Annotated in this window: 19 protein-coding genes; 11 read left to right on the top strand and 8 right to left on the bottom strand. The window is 41.3% G+C overall.

The features are described from left to right. Positions 1-192: 192 nt before the first annotated feature. The 3 genes from AN391_RS06730 to AN391_RS06720 form a co-directional block, all read right to left on the bottom strand. Positions 193-558 carry a hypothetical protein gene (locus tag AN391_RS06730; protein WP_055014687.1) on the bottom strand — a complete coding sequence of 122 codons (366 nt, stop codon included), beginning with the start codon at positions 556-558 and terminating at the stop codon, positions 193-195. A gap of 63 nt (positions 559-621) precedes the next feature. Then, the gene (locus AN391_RS06725) at positions 622-1,230 is read right to left on the bottom strand and encodes a paraquat-inducible protein A (RefSeq protein WP_055014686.1); all 609 of its coding nucleotides are present in this window, start codon (positions 1,228-1,230) and stop codon (positions 622-624) included. A 2-nt stretch (positions 1,231-1,232) separates the two neighbouring features. Next, positions 1,233-2,498 (bottom strand): EAL and HDOD domain-containing protein, encoded by a 1,266-nt coding sequence (locus AN391_RS06720; protein WP_055014685.1) that lies wholly within the window; start codon positions 2,496-2,498, stop codon positions 1,233-1,235. Between the two features lie 144 nt (positions 2,499-2,642). On the opposite strand from AN391_RS06720, the gene AN391_RS06715 reads away from it, so the two are divergent. From AN391_RS06715 to AN391_RS06705, 3 genes are all read left to right on the top strand, one after another. Continuing rightward, complete coding sequence (locus tag AN391_RS06715) at positions 2,643-3,401, top strand: ABC transporter substrate-binding protein (protein WP_055014684.1); 759 nt, start codon at positions 2,643-2,645, stop codon at positions 3,399-3,401. Positions 3,402-3,470: 69 nt separating this feature from the next. Then, positions 3,471-4,037: an alkylphosphonate utilization protein gene (locus AN391_RS06710; protein ID WP_055014683.1), complete on the top strand. Its 567-nt coding sequence runs from the start codon at positions 3,471-3,473 to the stop codon at positions 4,035-4,037. Positions 4,038-4,143: 106 nt separating this feature from the next. Then, complete coding sequence (locus AN391_RS06705) at positions 4,144-4,959, top strand: META domain-containing protein (protein WP_055014682.1); 816 nt, start codon at positions 4,144-4,146, stop codon at positions 4,957-4,959. 56 nt (positions 4,960-5,015) lie between these two features. On the opposite strand, the gene AN391_RS06700 is transcribed toward AN391_RS06705, so the two are convergent. Continuing rightward, positions 5,016-5,855: a 23S rRNA (adenine(2030)-N(6))-methyltransferase RlmJ gene (locus tag AN391_RS06700; protein ID WP_055014681.1), complete on the bottom strand. Its 840-nt coding sequence runs from the start codon at positions 5,853-5,855 to the stop codon at positions 5,016-5,018. A 238-nt stretch (positions 5,856-6,093) separates the two neighbouring features. Here AN391_RS06700 and zapB point away from each other — a divergent pair, with 238 nt between their 5' ends. The 8 genes from zapB to AN391_RS06660 all read left to right on the top strand — a co-directional run bounded on the left by zapB (position 6,094) and on the right by AN391_RS06660 (position 11,811). Next, entirely contained in the window at positions 6,094-6,324 is a 231-nt protein-coding gene (gene zapB, locus AN391_RS06695; RefSeq protein ID WP_024031454.1) for a cell division protein ZapB, read from the top strand. Then, the gene (locus AN391_RS06690; RefSeq protein WP_055014680.1) at positions 6,324-6,626 is read left to right on the top strand and encodes a cell division protein ZapA; all 303 of its coding nucleotides are present in this window, start codon (positions 6,324-6,326) and stop codon (positions 6,624-6,626) included. The genes zapB and AN391_RS06690 overlap by 1 nt, the downstream gene beginning before the upstream one ends. A 62-nt stretch (positions 6,627-6,688) precedes the next feature. Further along, positions 6,689-7,711: an MBL fold metallo-hydrolase gene (locus AN391_RS06685; protein WP_055014679.1), complete on the top strand. Its 1,023-nt coding sequence runs from the start codon at positions 6,689-6,691 to the stop codon at positions 7,709-7,711. 30 nt (positions 7,712-7,741) lie between these two features. Then, complete coding sequence (locus AN391_RS06680; RefSeq protein WP_408003143.1) at positions 7,742-9,226, top strand: LysM peptidoglycan-binding domain-containing protein; 1,485 nt, start codon at positions 7,742-7,744, stop codon at positions 9,224-9,226. A 67-nt stretch (positions 9,227-9,293) separates the two neighbouring features. Continuing rightward, positions 9,294-9,782 carry a peptidylprolyl isomerase gene (locus AN391_RS06675; protein ID WP_024031457.1) on the top strand — a complete coding sequence of 163 codons (489 nt, stop codon included), beginning with the start codon at positions 9,294-9,296 and terminating at the stop codon, positions 9,780-9,782. 26 nt (positions 9,783-9,808) lie between these two features. Beyond that, positions 9,809-10,537: an SDR family NAD(P)-dependent oxidoreductase gene (locus AN391_RS06670; protein WP_055014678.1), complete on the top strand. Its 729-nt coding sequence runs from the start codon at positions 9,809-9,811 to the stop codon at positions 10,535-10,537. Between the two features lie 10 nt (positions 10,538-10,547). Continuing rightward, positions 10,548-11,387 carry an amidohydrolase gene (locus AN391_RS06665; RefSeq protein ID WP_055014677.1) on the top strand — a complete coding sequence of 280 codons (840 nt, stop codon included), beginning with the start codon at positions 10,548-10,550 and terminating at the stop codon, positions 11,385-11,387. Between the two features lie 52 nt (positions 11,388-11,439). Next, entirely contained in the window at positions 11,440-11,811 is a 372-nt protein-coding gene (locus AN391_RS06660) for a hypothetical protein (protein WP_055014676.1), read from the top strand. Positions 11,812-11,941: 130 nt separating this feature from the next. Here AN391_RS06660 and AN391_RS06655 read toward each other — a convergent pair whose 3' ends face one another. The 4 genes from AN391_RS06655 to AN391_RS06640 form a co-directional block, all read right to left on the bottom strand. After that, positions 11,942-13,117, bottom strand: a complete 1,176-nt coding sequence (locus tag AN391_RS06655; protein ID WP_055014675.1) for a mandelate racemase/muconate lactonizing enzyme family protein — start codon at positions 13,115-13,117, stop codon at positions 11,942-11,944. Positions 13,118-13,142: 25 nt separating this feature from the next. Further along, positions 13,143-13,910 (bottom strand): class II aldolase/adducin family protein, encoded by a 768-nt coding sequence (locus tag AN391_RS06650; protein ID WP_055014674.1) that lies wholly within the window; start codon positions 13,908-13,910, stop codon positions 13,143-13,145. A 166-nt stretch (positions 13,911-14,076) separates the two neighbouring features. Beyond that, a complete protein-coding gene (locus AN391_RS06645; RefSeq protein ID WP_004587649.1) occupies positions 14,077-14,400 on the bottom strand; it encodes a c-type cytochrome in 324 nt (107 codons plus the stop codon). Between the two features lie 160 nt (positions 14,401-14,560). Continuing rightward, the gene (locus AN391_RS06640; protein ID WP_004587650.1) at positions 14,561-15,100 is read right to left on the bottom strand and encodes a DUF2058 domain-containing protein; all 540 of its coding nucleotides are present in this window, start codon (positions 15,098-15,100) and stop codon (positions 14,561-14,563) included. Positions 15,101-15,258: the final 158 nt, after the last annotated feature.

The following is a 15,258-nucleotide window of genomic DNA, read 5'->3' as shown; positions in this document are numbered from 1 at the left end:
AGCTAAATTTCACGCATACCAATGGTAATGAGTTATTGAGTATTTATAGCAACAGTTAAATACAGTGATAACAAGGCATAAACATCGCCATGTAGGTGTTCTACATGAGAGGTTTATAACGCTGTTAACGCTTTATTTGGCACGCTAAATGGCTTAATAATCAGGTCGATTGGTATCACACCTATTCTGCGTTTAAGCAAACATAGGAGGGCGATATAAGGTATTACTGGGAGGGGAGGAGAGACCGCTATTAAACAGGGTAACTTTTTCACTCGATAACGAAAAAGCAGTAAATAAGGCTGGGTACGTTAGAATAGAGCTGCTTCCACAGCCATTTATTGGGCAATGACACTCACTTTGAATATCGGCTTCATCATTGCAGCAATCCATTTCCATCATACCTGTAGGCAATTTACTCTCGCTCATTACATGTGTGGCATGCTTTGCTGATAGGCTCATATGTGGCATTTCGCACTGCTGATTTACAGACGCGACGGCTTGCCCCACAAACGTGAGTAACATCACAACAACGAGCAAATTTGAGTAAAAACGCTGCAAAACTAAGCCTATTAAGTAAATTACCCAATAATAATATTTGAGTTGTTGAGCGAACTCAAATAATTAATTTTCTTTTTTAGGCGGGGTAATTAAGCTACTCGCTAAAATAGCAAAAATACAATAAGCACTAAAATACCAAAACCCCTCGCCAAACGTGCTATGCATAATGAGTAAATCGCTACTTTGGCCATGTGCATTGCCTGCCAAATAAGTCACTATTAACGCAATAACAAACACATCCACCATGCTCCACTTGCTCAGCGCGCAAATAACTACACCTAACTTATTTTTAAATACGCTGGCCGACAAGCAGCAATACAGCAATTGCATCAGTAGCTTTAAACATGGAATCACAATAGAGAACAACCCAACAAGCACCGCTACAAATAAATTATTATTGCTAGCCAGCTCATTAATAGTCCCCCATATACTTTGGGTTTTATTGTACGCGTTTATTTCACCTTCTAATTTATCAAGCCCTAACATGCTAGAGAACATCATTAACATACTGCGGGTCCGGCCATCGCCTTCCTCGGCTAACATGTCTATCCCAACCTTAGCCAGTTGCGATTTATCAATGTTACCCTCAATCGTCAATACGGGCTTAGTAACCCCTGGGAATAACAGCCCTAATGCAACCACAATACTTAAAATAGATAACCAATTACGCATATTTATTCTGCTATAGCCTCAATAATTTCGTCACTATACAGCACTGCATCAAGCACATAATTAAAAATATGCCCTATATGCAGATCACTGTTTATTGCTGGCATTAGTGTCGCTATTTTATCCATTTCATCTAGTTCAAACGCTCTAATAAGCGCAAGGCTTTGCCCTAAAATGCCCTCATTGTTTAATAATGCCTGGGCAATACTTTCATCTAACGAAAATTCTTTAACAATCGCTTCAAGGTCTGTATCTAAAATTGCATCCATTACCGAAAATAGCCCAACCAAATAGCCTTGGCCAACCAATTTTGGATAACTCTGACCTAACAATAGCGCAATAAACTGGGCTCTGGTTAACGCAAGCTTTGTAAGTTCTGTCGGTTTATCAGCGCCTAACTCACTCAGTGCTAAAACGCGAACTAGCTGCCTGATGCTATCCTCTCCTAAATACACAACCGCTTGCGATATAGAGGTAATGGTTAATTTGGTACTACTCGAGCGGGCATTAGCTAACTTTAATACACGCGCTGTAATGGCTACATCTCTGGCTACTTGCTTTTGTATTTCATCAAAGCATAAAGATTCTTTTGCCGTAAAGCGCAGTAAATCAAACACAATCACTTTGCCCGGCTCCACATCTTTGTAGGTGATCATTTCAGGACGTGCAAAAAAGTAACCCTGAAATAAATCGCAACCCGCTTTTTTTAACGAATGAAATTGCGCATGTGTTTCTATGCGCTCAACAATCACTTTTGCATGCGGGTTAGCGCGTTTAATTTTTTTTATCCGCATATTGGTCTTAATTATTACATCGTCCATTTCAATTTTGATGTAATCAACATGCGCAAGTAATGGCGCCCACTTATCGTCACCATCGTAATCATCTAAAGCAAACCTGTACCCCTCTTGCTTGAGCGCTTTAACGCGTTGAGTAACCTCTGCTATTTTGTTTGTACGCTCAACGATTTCTAACACACAATTTTGGGGCACTAGCAATTTTGGAAAGTTTTCTAAAATAGTGGCGGAAGAAAGATTAATAAACGCTAAGTGATGTGCTGTAAGTTTATCTGGCCCTAACATCATTAATGTATTAAAAAATAAGCGGCTAGTTGCTTGCTCATCAGAAGTCCCCACAGGAAATGCGTTATGGGCTGAATCGCGATAAAGTAGCTCATAGGCAAACACATTCTGCTGTGCATCAAAAATAGGTTGCCTTGCAACAAACTGCGTTAGCTTTTGCCCGTTCTCAAAAATATTTGTAGGGTTCACTTATAAAAACCTATCTTATTTAACGTTGTTTATTACAATTAAGTTATATACTGTAATTCAACTACCATGAAGATTCTAGAATCCTTGCATGTAAAGCTAAATTACATAGCACTCACTCATAAAAGTTTAGCAAAGGTTATTTATTTGTTTTTTTTAAAGTTGTTTTTATTCTTATTTATTGCCCACCTTGCTACATTTGCCAATGCAGAGCAAAGCCAGCCAGAGCTTAACTATAATGTTAGTGCATCGGGCAGCCATTACCCTTTTTACACCAGTAACCCAGAAAACCCTGGTATTTTGCCAGAAATTATTACCGCTTTAATGGCGCAGGCAAATATTACCGTCAATCATGTGGAGCTACCCACCAAACGCATTGCCAAGTATTTAGAAAACGGCTTTATAGATTTTGATGTGTTCTCTTTAAAATGGTTAGCCCAAAACGAGCGGGATAATCCTTACTATGTTTTTTCAGACCCGCTGATCCCCGCAACTGAAATGATTATAGCTTTACCTAATAAAGTGGCGCAGTATCAAACTGAACAAAGTTTATATTCGAAAGAGGTTGGTACCGTACTTGGTTACGATTACCACGATGATGAAAAATATAATCGCGTCGACTTTCCCTCTGAAAAAGAGCTACTAATTGCATTATCTAAAGCGCGTATTGATGTTGCCATTATGGGGATTCACACCGCAGCGTATTGGTCTAAGCAGTTAAATATTAAAATTGGGTTTGGCGCACAGCATTCGCACGGATATTTAAGAGTACGGTTATTAGCTAAGCATAAAGCCCTATTGCCTAAAATAAACCAAGCAATTGCTTACTTACACAGCAATGGTTATATAAAACGTATCGAAGATAAGTACATAGAGCCAATACCCGCACAAAACTTAAGGGATTAGTATCGCCCTGAGCCGCCACTGGGGTATAATACGGCCAAATGTAAACCTCCTCCTATATAAGAATGCCTTATGAGTATTGAAAAAGCCTTAATCGAGCGCAGCAATAATCAGTGTGAATTGTGCAGCGCAACCGAACACTTATCTGTTTACGAAGTACCTCCTGTTACCGAAACCCACTCAGATAAATGCATTTACACCTGTCAAACCTGTAAAGATCAAATAGAAAACAACAGCGAGCTTACCCCAACACATTGGCACTGTTTAAACGACAGCATGTGGAGCCAAACGCCTGCCGTACAAGTGGTAGCCTATAGAATGCTTACACGCTTAGCTGTTGATAGTGGCTGGGCACAAGATGCGCTAGATATGATTTACCTTGAAGAAGACACACTTGCGTGGGCCAAAAAAGCCCTTGCTGAAGATGACGATATAAAACATGTAGATAGTAACGGCGTAGTACTTCAAGCTGGCGATACCGTTACGCTAATTAAAGACTTAGATGTGAAAGGCAGTAGCTTGACCGCCAAACGCGGCACAGCAGTACGCAACATAGGCTTAACAAGTAACCCTGAGCATATTGAAGGGCGTGTAGAGGGCCAACGCATTGTTATTTTAACTAAGTTTGTCAAAAAATAGCTTTATGCTAAGGCGCATTAGCGCCTTTTTATGCCTTAAAAATTAAGCCATGATTAAGCTCCCTCCCCCTACACTTACCAGCAATACAGGAATAAGGAGCGCAAGCATGGCTAAACATCAATTGAGGTTTCAACAACGCATATTTACAAGCTTAGGTTTATTAGCACTAAGTGCATTCACATTAGCGGGCTGTGAAAAACCCGCTAACGAGTCACAATCTACAGCACAAGAAAAAAACGTGATGGGATTGACCGCTCAAGTAAGCTATAAAGATCGCAGTATGCCACGCCCAGGGTCGCAACTGATCGTAACGCTATCGGATGTATCAAAAGCAGACGTAAAAGCCGAAATAATCACCCAACAAATCCTAGATATAAACAAAGCGCCACCGTATACCGTAGAGCTTGCGTATGATGACAACAACATTGTTGATAAACACCGCTACAGCCTCACAGCCAGAATCATTAATAAAGACAAGGTTCTTTATACCAGCACAAGGCAGTACAACCCTTTTAAAAATGCAAAATCAGGGATCCTTCACGAAATTGAGCTTGAAAGAGTCGCCTCACCTAAAAGTGATGTAACGCTTGCAAATACATACTGGAAGGCAGTGACAATTAATGCACAAACAGTCAGTGTAAGAACAAAAGAGCCGTTCATACAATTTGATAAAGACAACCGTGTTAACGGCTTTTTAGGATGTAATAACGTCAGCGGCAGCTACAGTACAGAGCAACATTCAATATCGTTTAGCCAATTAGCAAGCACAAAAAAAATGTGTTCGCAAAGCATGGAGCAAGAAGCAGCGATGTTAAACATGCTCAATAACACACAAAAATGGGCTATAGAAGGCGAGTCTTTAGAATTAAAAGATAGCAGTGGCAACACGCTTGCCACCTTTAATGCGGTCTATTTTAATTAAGTAAAAGCCCAGTTAAACTGGGCTTTTTAGTGCGCGTATTTAAATACTCTCACACACTATTCATCTACTAACTGCTCGCTTCGGTAAAAGCCGCTAGGTTTACTTAAAAGCTTAACAAGCTCAGGTAGCACGTTATCCATTGTTTGCTTTAATTTCCAGGGCGGGTTAATCACTATCATACCTGAGGCAGTCATACCGTGTACGTCAGTGTCAGCCTCAGTACCTAGTTCAAATAATTGAATATTACGCATGCCCGACTCAATCAGACCTTGCTCCATATTATTGATACGCTCTCTATCAACAACAGGGTACCAAATCATATAAGTACCTGTAGCAAAACGCTGCTGCGCCTTTATCAGCGTGGTAACAACTGTATCGTAATCGTCTTTAATCTCGTAAGGCGGGTCAATAAGTACACATGCTCGGCGCGAAGCAGGCGGAAGTAACCCTATTAATCCGACAAAACCGTTTTCGCCACGTACGCGAATAGAACGCTTACCTTGCATGTTTTGCTCAAGTAACTGCAAATCGCGCGGATGTAATTCAAAAAACCAGCCTTTGTCTTGGCGGCGCAGGTAATGCTCAGCAATTTTTGGCGAACCGGGGTAAAACGCCAACTCATCCCCATCATTAAACGATTTAATTAATGAAATATAATCGTTTAGCGCCTCGTGCTCACTGCTATGCTGCCAAAGCTTAGCAATGCCCTCTTTGTATTCTTGTGTTTTTTGCGCATCTGATGAACTTAACTCAAAAAACCCCGCACCAGAGTGGGTATCAATGTAATCGAGGGGTTTATCTTTAATGGTTTGATATTGAAGTACCTGTGCAAGTACTAAATGTTTAAGCACATCGGCAGGGTTACCTGCATGAAAAGAGTGTCTGTAACTAAGCATGGATGATTTTCGCTATACGCAATTTAATATCGGCAGTGAACCACAAGCTCCGTATTTTGGCAACCTATTCACCGCTAAGCGCGCAGTTAAGTGAACCATTTATGAACAAAAAAGCCCCTACCCTGAATTATCACTTAATAAACAATAAAATTGTGCTAAAACCACCGTAAATGCTGGCAAAACAACACACTTTGCTTTACATTTGCATGACATTAATTACAGTTATATGAGCGCCTTTATGAACAACACAACTCTTCAACAACTCGAACAACTGATTGACTCGCTTATCGAGCGCAACAACCAATTACAAACGGATGTTGCTAGCTTAAAAGAGCAAAATGCAAAGCTAAGTGATGAAAACGAAATTTTACAACTAGAAGCCCTTGAAAACGAAGAAAAGCAAAAAGATGCTAGCTCTACGTTAACAGGCTTACTTGATAAACTACAAAGCGCACAACAGGCAAGCTAATGTCTGAGCTGCAAAACCAGCGGGTCACAGTTGAGTTGCTAGGTAAAGAGCAGCAGTTTGCATGCCCTGTTGGGCAAGAAGATGCATTAATAGCAGCAGCAAAAAATTTAAATGACTTGGTTGAGCAAACAAAGCAACGCTCATCAGTTCGCAACGAACAACAAGCGATACTTTTAGCAGCACTCACACTTAGCCATGAGTTACTAGAAGCTAAAACGCACGCCAGTGTAGAGCAACAACAGCAAGATCAACTCATTGATAAACTCAGCCAATGCTTGGCGAGTGACCCAACAAAAAAATAAAAAGCGCCCCGTGCGCTTTTTGTTTATTATGATAATAAATAAATGCTGCGCAGAGACACACAATGACGTTAAAACCCCTTTTAGTAACTGTAATCCCCGCTCTTTTTATTACCCTTAGCCTATTTTCTCAATCTACTCAGGCAGCGGTTACTTGGCAGCAAATTAACGACAATGTGCAATTTTTAAAACAACAAAATAAGCTACGCTTTTACGATTCAAACCAAGTGCTCATAGAGGGCGAACAATGCGCACTAATGGTTGATGCAAGCGGGAACTTTGCAGCCGTTGAAGCACTGGCAAAACAGTTAAAAAAACGCCTTAAAACCCCGTTATGTTATTTAGTAGCGACCCACTTTCATGACGACCACTTGCTAGGCATGGCCGTATTACAAAACGCCTTTCCAAAAGCACAGCTAATAGTGCATAAGCAAGTAGCCGATAACTTTGCCACATACCAGCAGGCGTACGATGATAAGTTAGCAGGCTATGAAAAAAGTATAGAACTGAGCTATCAGCGCTTAGCCACATTGCCCGAACAACAGCAAACACAGTGGCGCGAAAAGCTCTCTTTAGCTAAACAGCGTTTTTTACGTTGGAAAACCTATAACTTAGAATCACCTACAACTGTAATTAGTGAGCCACAAAGTATTGATTTAGGGAACTTTGCCGTACAAATAAAGCCCGAAAAAGCCCATACAAACGGCGATTTAACGCTCAGTACCAATAATGGCGCGCTGCTAATAGGCGGCGATATTGTGGATTGGCTACCCTACCCTGGTCACGGTCAATTACAAAATTGGCAAGCCCTACTCAAACGCTATATTAATCAGCCTAATTTGCGTACAATACTTCCCGGCCACGGCGAGGTGCTTAAAAAAACGCAACTTCAGCAACCTTTATTGTTTTTAACAAATTTAACTACCCATGTTAAAAACAATAAAAAACAATCACTTGATGAGCTAATCAACAGTTTCCCTGTGGATGTATTAGCGCCGTACAAACAAGAAGCGTTAAATACAAAATCGAGCCAATTATTTTTACAAGCAGGGCTCAAGCGCGCTCAATTAACTCAGCACACGGAATAGTGTTAACAAATAAAGGTACTTTTAAAAGAGATGATAATTCGCGGATTGTGTTTAATTTTTGCGTGTATTTTAATGTTTGGTTGCAGCTCCACAGAAAATGCAGAGCCTGTTGAAGCACCACAGATTTTCACTCACTTTGAGCCAAGCTACGAAAACCAAATTGACCTTGAGCCAGCAGAGCCAAAACAATTACAACAAGCAAAGCCTGCCCCGCCGGTAAAAGCAAAAAAAAACGTTGTAAAAAAACGCCCCGCGAAAGCTAAAAATCTATGGGTGCATATTGCCAACAACCTACATTTTACGGTGTATCAAAATCGCGCCTTAAAAAAGCGCATTAACTGGTATTTAAAACAACCTAACTATTTACCCACTGTAAATAAACGCGCCGCGCCTTATTTGTACCATATAGTAAAAAAAATTGAGCAAAAACGCCTGCCTATGGAACTGGCTTTATTGCCTTTTGTAGAAAGTGATTTTAGACCCACCATTGCTTCGTCGCAGCAAGCGGTAGGCGTTTGGCAGTTAGTGGCCGCCACCGCACATCATTTTGGGGTTAAATCCGATCAGTGGTATGACGGACGACAAGATGTACTTGCTTCCACCGATGCCGCACTTGAATACCTTAGCTATTTACACAAACGCTTTGATGGCGACTGGCTTCACGCACTAGCGGCATATAACAGTGGTGAAGGCCGAGTTAAACGAGCCATTGAGCGAAATAAAAAACGCGGTAAAAGTACCGATTATTTTTCTCTAAAGCTGCCAAAAGAAACGGCCGAATACGTGCCTAAACTGTTAGCGCTAAGCTACTTAGTAAAGCACCCGCAAAAAGGCTTTAAGCGCCCTAAACTTGCTAATAAACCAATAACAACCCTAATGAACATTGGCCAACAGTTTGATTTTTCGGTCATTGCTAAGCTCTCTGGGGTTGGCTCAAAACAGTTGCACGCGCTTAACCAAGGTTATTTAAAAAATCAGAGTTCACCTAATGGTCCCCATTCATTGCTTTTACCTATTGGCCAAGAGGCACTGTTAAAAAGTCAGTTTTTTAAGTCTAATTTTGCAGGCGAATACATCGTTAAAAAAAATGATACGCTATACAGTATTGCAAGGCGCTTTAGCATGTCGGTAAGCGCGTTAAAGCAGCTCAATGGCAAACAAAATAATATGATAGGGATAGGTGAAAAACTGTTTGTTGGACAGCCTAAAACGCTCCCCAAATCGCTCACTATAGATTATCAAATTAGTCCATATTTGGAGCCTCAAGAAGTCGTGATCCCAACCATAGAAATAGACTATGAAGTAAAACAAGGCGATAGCTTGTGGAGCATTAGCCAGCTTTACGAAGTGCCGCACAGCGATTTAGCTAAATGGAACAACTTAAGTGCCTCAAGCATTTTAAAGCCTGGCACGCAATTAACGCTATTTATTCCCCAGGCAGAACAACCCAAGCAACCGCAGCAAAAACAAGATTTACTGCAAGATCTACAAAAATCACTTATTCAACCACGCTGAGTTTATAAAGCTCGGTATTTCGCGTAAAATCGGCGTTTAACTTAGTCAAAAACTTAAAGAGACAAGCATGCAAATTAGCAAAAATTCAGCAGTTGAATTTCATTACACCTTAAGCGAAGCGGGCGAGCAACTAGAAAGCAGTGTAAACCACGCGCCGCTTAGCTATATTCATGGCAGCGAAGGCATGCTTCCTGGCTTAGAAAAAGCCCTTGAAGGCAAAGCTGCAGGCGATAAGTTTAGCGTAACACTTGAACCTAGCGAGTCATACGGTGAGCGCGTTGACGATTTAATTCAGCGTATTCCACTTAAGCACCTACAAGGTGACGTAAAAGTGTGGAAACCAGGTATGACTGCGATGGTGCACTCAAACCAAGGGCAGCACCAAGTAACATTAGTTAAAGTAGGCCGCTTTAATGCAGATTGCGATTTAAACCACCCGTTTGCAGGCAAAACGCTAACGTTTGATTTAGAAGTGGTATCGGTTCGTGAAGCAACCAGTGAAGAAATTTCGCATGGCCATGTTCACGCAGAAGGCGGCTGCGGTCACTCTCACTAGTCACATCCCTAAAATTAGGAGCAAGTATGTCTAAGGTTGCTATTGTTACAGGCGGTACAAAAGGCATTGGATTAGCAGTTGTAAAGCGCTTTATTGAAGATGGCTACACGGTGCACAATTTAGATATTGAGTACAGCGAGCTGGGTACTTTTCACCAATGCGATGTGAGTAATGTTAGTGCTGTAAAAGCATGTATTACGGCCATTTGTAATCGAAGCCCGCGCATAGATGTACTTGTTTCTAACGCCGGTAAACACCTCAGTGCTAGCATAGAGGATACCGATGAGGACACCTTCGATGCGTTATTTGCATTGAACGTGAAAGGGGCCTATGCGGCTGTACAAAGTGTACTACCAAGCATGAAAGCGCAAAACAATGGCGCCATTATTTTAATAGCCTCAGATCAGGCAATAATTGGTAAACCTAACTCGTTTGCCTACAACCTGACAAAGCATGCTCTGGCTTCTATGGCAAAAACCACAGCGCTTGACTACGCGCAATTTAATATTCGCGCAAATGCGGTATGCCCAGGGACAATAGAAACCCCTCTATTTCATAACGCCATAGATGCTTATTGTAAAAAAAGCGGTGCTAATAAGGCAGATATAGTGGCAGAAGAGGCAAGCCTTCAACCCCTAAACCGCTTAGGCCAAGCTGATGAAGTTGCCGCGCTAGTTAGCTTTTTAGCAAGTGATGATGCAAGCTTTATAACCGGTAGCCTGCAAAGTATAGATGGCGGCTATACAACACAATGAGCACATGCCGATGAGCCAAAAAATTATTGACCCCCACGTGCATTTTTTTAACCTTGCCGAGGGGCAATATACCTGGCTGCAAGGCGAAAACCCACCAGCATGGCCAAATTTAGAGTTAATAAAACAACCTATTAGTGAAAAAAAGCTAATAGGGAGCAGTGACTTTACCCTCGCCGGTATAGTACATATAGAGGCTGGTTTTGATAACAACGCCCCCATTAACGAACTCAATTGGCTAACGGCGCATTTAAAAAAGCTCCCCTTTAAAGCCATTAGTTACGCACAGTTAGATTGCGTACCTGTGCAATTTGAAAAAGCAATTAACGACCTTGCACACCCGCATTTAATCGGCATACGGGATATAACCGAAGGCGCAGACGCACAGCGATTATTTAACCCCGCTTGCTTTGGTAATTTGCAAACTCTTTGCCAGCAAGGGCTGCATTATGAAGCGCAGTTTGAGCTTGAAAATACTGTCGTAGCCGCTCAGCTTGCTCGTTACGCTAAGGCGCTGCCTCAGCTAAAAATAATAATAAACCATGGCGGCTTACCTAATAATATTAATAACTGGCAACAAAGCATTCGCATGCTAAGCGCGTACACTAATATAGCGATTAAGTTTTCGGGTTTTGAGCTTTTAGCGTTAAATTTACAACAGCAGCAATACTGTTTTGACACTTTGTTCTCGTACTTTGGCGAGCAGCGTATTATGTTTGCGAGTAACTTTCCGGTTTGCCAAATTAACGCAAGCTATAATGATGTTTGGCATAGCCATCAAGCCTTATGCAAAACAAATAAAATATGGCATAACCTCAGCTACGCAAATGCTAAGCATTTTTATAATATGTAGGGCGTGTTGATCTATATTAAATTTAACCACTTACTTAAATGCGGCAATGACTATGACACTACATTCGCGATTATCAGCCCTTGGCATCTTTACTATTTTAAGTGGTTGCGCGTCTAACACGCAGCCTACTCCTAAGCTGCATCATGCCTTACTTACCGCGCCAAATAGCCAAGCAGTTTCGCGTGTTATAGAGCGCCTAATGCATATAAAAAACATAAAACTTGCTGACGATGTATTTATGCACTCCAGCACCTTTACTCTTAAAAACACTAACCGTAGCGATATAACGGCTAATCAGCAGCGCAACTTTCCCGATCAATTTGAGCTAATGATAAACAATAACCGCTGCTATATACGCCACCTTGATAGTAAAGCCACCGCTGAAATAAACAGCGTTACGTGTTCAATTAACCCTTCTAATTAATCCCTTAAAATATTCAAGCGTTATTGCTCATAGGTATTAGGTGCGGTCACACAGCTATAAAGAAGCCGGTAAGTGAGCTATCACTTACCGGCTTTTACTTTTAAACAATAGTATTTAAATAACGCTTAGGCTATTTAATTTCTACACGCTGCGAGCGCATAACAATCTCATCGTTTAATTCAATGCCTAAGCCTGGCTCTTCTGATACTTCAAAAAAGCCATTTTTAGGTTGTGGATCTTGTAAGCACAGCTCTCGGTTCCACTTTTTAATGGCATAAGTATGATGCTCATGAATCAAAAAGTTTGGAATAGCGGTTTCTAAATGCAATGATGCGGCAGTCGCAACGGGACCACCACATACGTGCGCCTGAATACGCACATCAAAAATATCGGCGTAGTCACATACTTTTTTAGTTTCAGTAAAACCACCGCATAAACCGATATCAGGCTGTAGTACATCAATGCTTTGATCTTCTAAATAAGGGCGCACACCCCAGCGGTTGTATAAACGCTCGCCACCAGCAATGGGCACGGCCACTTTATCGGCTACTTTTGCATGTAAAGAATGATTTAAGTAGTTAACGGGTTCCTCGTAGTACATACAATCAAACTCTTCGGCTATTTCGCCAATTTGAATAGCAGAAGTTGCGCCAGGCAAGCTGTGGCATTCAAAAATAATATCCACTTCATCACCCACCGCTTCACGTATAGCTTGCATACGCGCACGGTATAACTTCATTTCACCACGAGAAATAATTTTAGTGCGGTCGTAATATGTATTCCCGTCTTTATCGTATTGAATAGGGTCAACTTTAACTGCATCATAGCCTTCGCCAACCGCTTTTAACGCTGCTTCTGCGTATTCTTGCGGTTGTACTAGCGCTTTAAACTCGCTGTCCCAGTCAAACTGTAGCTGCGATGCGTAAGTACGTAGTTTATCGTTTACTTTACCGCCCAGTAGTTGATACACAGGTAAGCCAAGTGCTTTACCTTTTATATCCCAAAGTGCTGTATCTATGGCGCTCATCGCTGCATACACAACAGGGCCGCCACCTAAACCCCAAAAGCTTTCGCGTAACATACGCGACCATAACTTTTCGGTTTGAAATGGGTCGTGCCCAATTAAAAAAGCATCAGCCATTTCTTTTATCATTGCTGCCGCTGCGCTGTGGCCTAAATCGTAAGCTAAACCAGCTTCACCTACACCACTAATACCTTCATCGGTATGAATACGTACAAAAACCGGCGTCCAAGCTGGACGCTCTGGGCAATGAATATCAAATACTTCTACGCGATTTACTTTCATTAAAATTCCTTATTAGCCACGCAGGCTATTGTGCAAAACTGGGATCAAGTCGGTACGCTTTTCGTAACATGGCAGGCCACGCTAATTGCCCGCCTGTACTGCCACTATGTACCACATTAGCTTGGTTATAAATATTGTCGATAATTGGCTGTGGCACCGGTATAACCTCTTGTGAACTGGCTTGTAATGCAAGCTGAATTTCGCAGGCACGTTGCAAGTCATAAAAACGCATAAAGGCATCGCCTACGGTTGGCCCTACGGTTAAGCCACCATGATTTACCAATAGCATATGATTGGTACTGCCTAAATCATCTTGTAATACTTTGCGCTCGTCATCATTTACAGCTAACCCCTCGTAGCCATGGTACGACAGCGAAGGGAGCGAAAACATAGAATATTGGCTTAGTGGCAATAGGCCATTTTTTTGTGTCGCAACGGCAATGGTTTCTTTGGTATGTAAGTGAATAACACAGTGAGCATCTTCACGCACTTCGTGAATGGCGCTATGAATAGTAAACCCCGCAGGGTTAATACTAAACGGAGTATCATCAATAATATTGCCGTGCAAATCAACCTTTACCAGGTTTGATGCGGTTACTTCGTCAAACGTTAAGCCAAATGCATTTACAAGGTAATGATCAGTCCCTGGTAAACGGGCCGATAGATGCGTGTATATTAAATCCCCCCAACGAAAATGCTCTACTAATCGGTAGCACGCTGCTAAATCTACGCGCAATTGCCACTCTTGCTCCGATACTTTATTTTTTAAATCTAGTTGGGGTAAATCAATCATAATCAGCCTTTTAAAATACGTACAACAACACAAGTACGAATAGATGTTTAGAAGTCTAAAGCAGTATTAATTTTATAGCAAACACAAACAAAACAGCCACACAAATGTGTGGCTGTTTACGCTTCGCTTTAATTTAAAACGATAATACGTTTTTAAACGCGGTGCTTTATTTTACCTTTGAAAGGTAGTCTGCAATCGCTTCAAACTCTTCGTCCGTTACTGTTGCAACCATTGCTTTCATTGCCGCGGTCATACCATTACTACGTGCGCCCGATTTAATATCTTTCATTTGGGCCACTAAATAGTCTTTGTTTTGACCATTAATTTTAGGGTATGCGCCCATAATAGGTGCTTTACCTTCTGCACCATGACATGTTTGACACATTTTTTGGGTGTAAAGGGCTTCGCCATCAGCAGCGGCGGCGTTAAACGAAAAACTTGCGGCTAAACTAATACCCGCGCCTACTATTAGTGCTTTCATCTTGCTCATTATATTCACTCTTCTTTTTGACGGTTAGAAAATAGTCTATTGATTGTAGTAAACAATCTGGTAAAAAGCATACGTATCAATTTACGTTAGGCGATCAAACAAACATGACTACGTTTTCAGCCATTGTTGTTAACTGTAGCAAACAATACTGAACAGACACTTACCATACTAAATCATCTGGTACTTCAAAGTCTGCATAGGGGTCGTCTTCGTCTTTTGGTTTGTTTTCAGGTTCAACATGAAAAACAATGTACTTTTCATCAACTTCTGCGACTTTACGCGCCGGTTCATCATCAAGTACGTAAAACTGCCCTTCCAGTACACAAATAGCTAAACGGCCACCCGATAACGCTTTTTGGGTTTTCTCGTTTACGTCTATCCCTTTTACTTTGTTGTCGTAAGTAAAATTAAAGGTACGCTCACCGCGGATAGAGTCTTGGTTATGGTGCTCAAGTATTTGCTTAACACGAGCAACTTGCTCACGTTGCTTAAGCTCTTCTTGGCGCGACTGGTTAAGTTCTTCAGCCTTTTTTTGCTGCTCTAATTTAGTTTGCTGTATATGCTTTTGCAGATCACTTGGGTTACTAGTAGCCCCCTTTTTTTGCTTTTTTTGTTGCTTACGTTTTTCTGACTTAGCAACTTTAGCTTTGTGCGATGTTGTTAACCCTGCTTGCAGCAATTGGTCTTGTAATGAACCCATGGCTTTGTTCCACTAAAAACTTATATTAGGTTTATTTTAATCACCAACGACTACAAATAACAGTGCTATTAGCATTAATCTAGCAAAGGGCTGAATATACACTTTGATTTAGCGCAATTGTTAATGATTTAACCTATGAAATATAAGCCATTTTTCAT

The organism is Pseudoalteromonas sp. P1-13-1a (assembly GCF_001401875.1).
Classification (GTDB): Bacteria; Pseudomonadota; Gammaproteobacteria; order Enterobacterales; family Alteromonadaceae; genus Pseudoalteromonas.
Note: the sequence above shows the minus strand (reverse complement) of the source record. Positions and strands in the feature narration are given on the sequence as shown.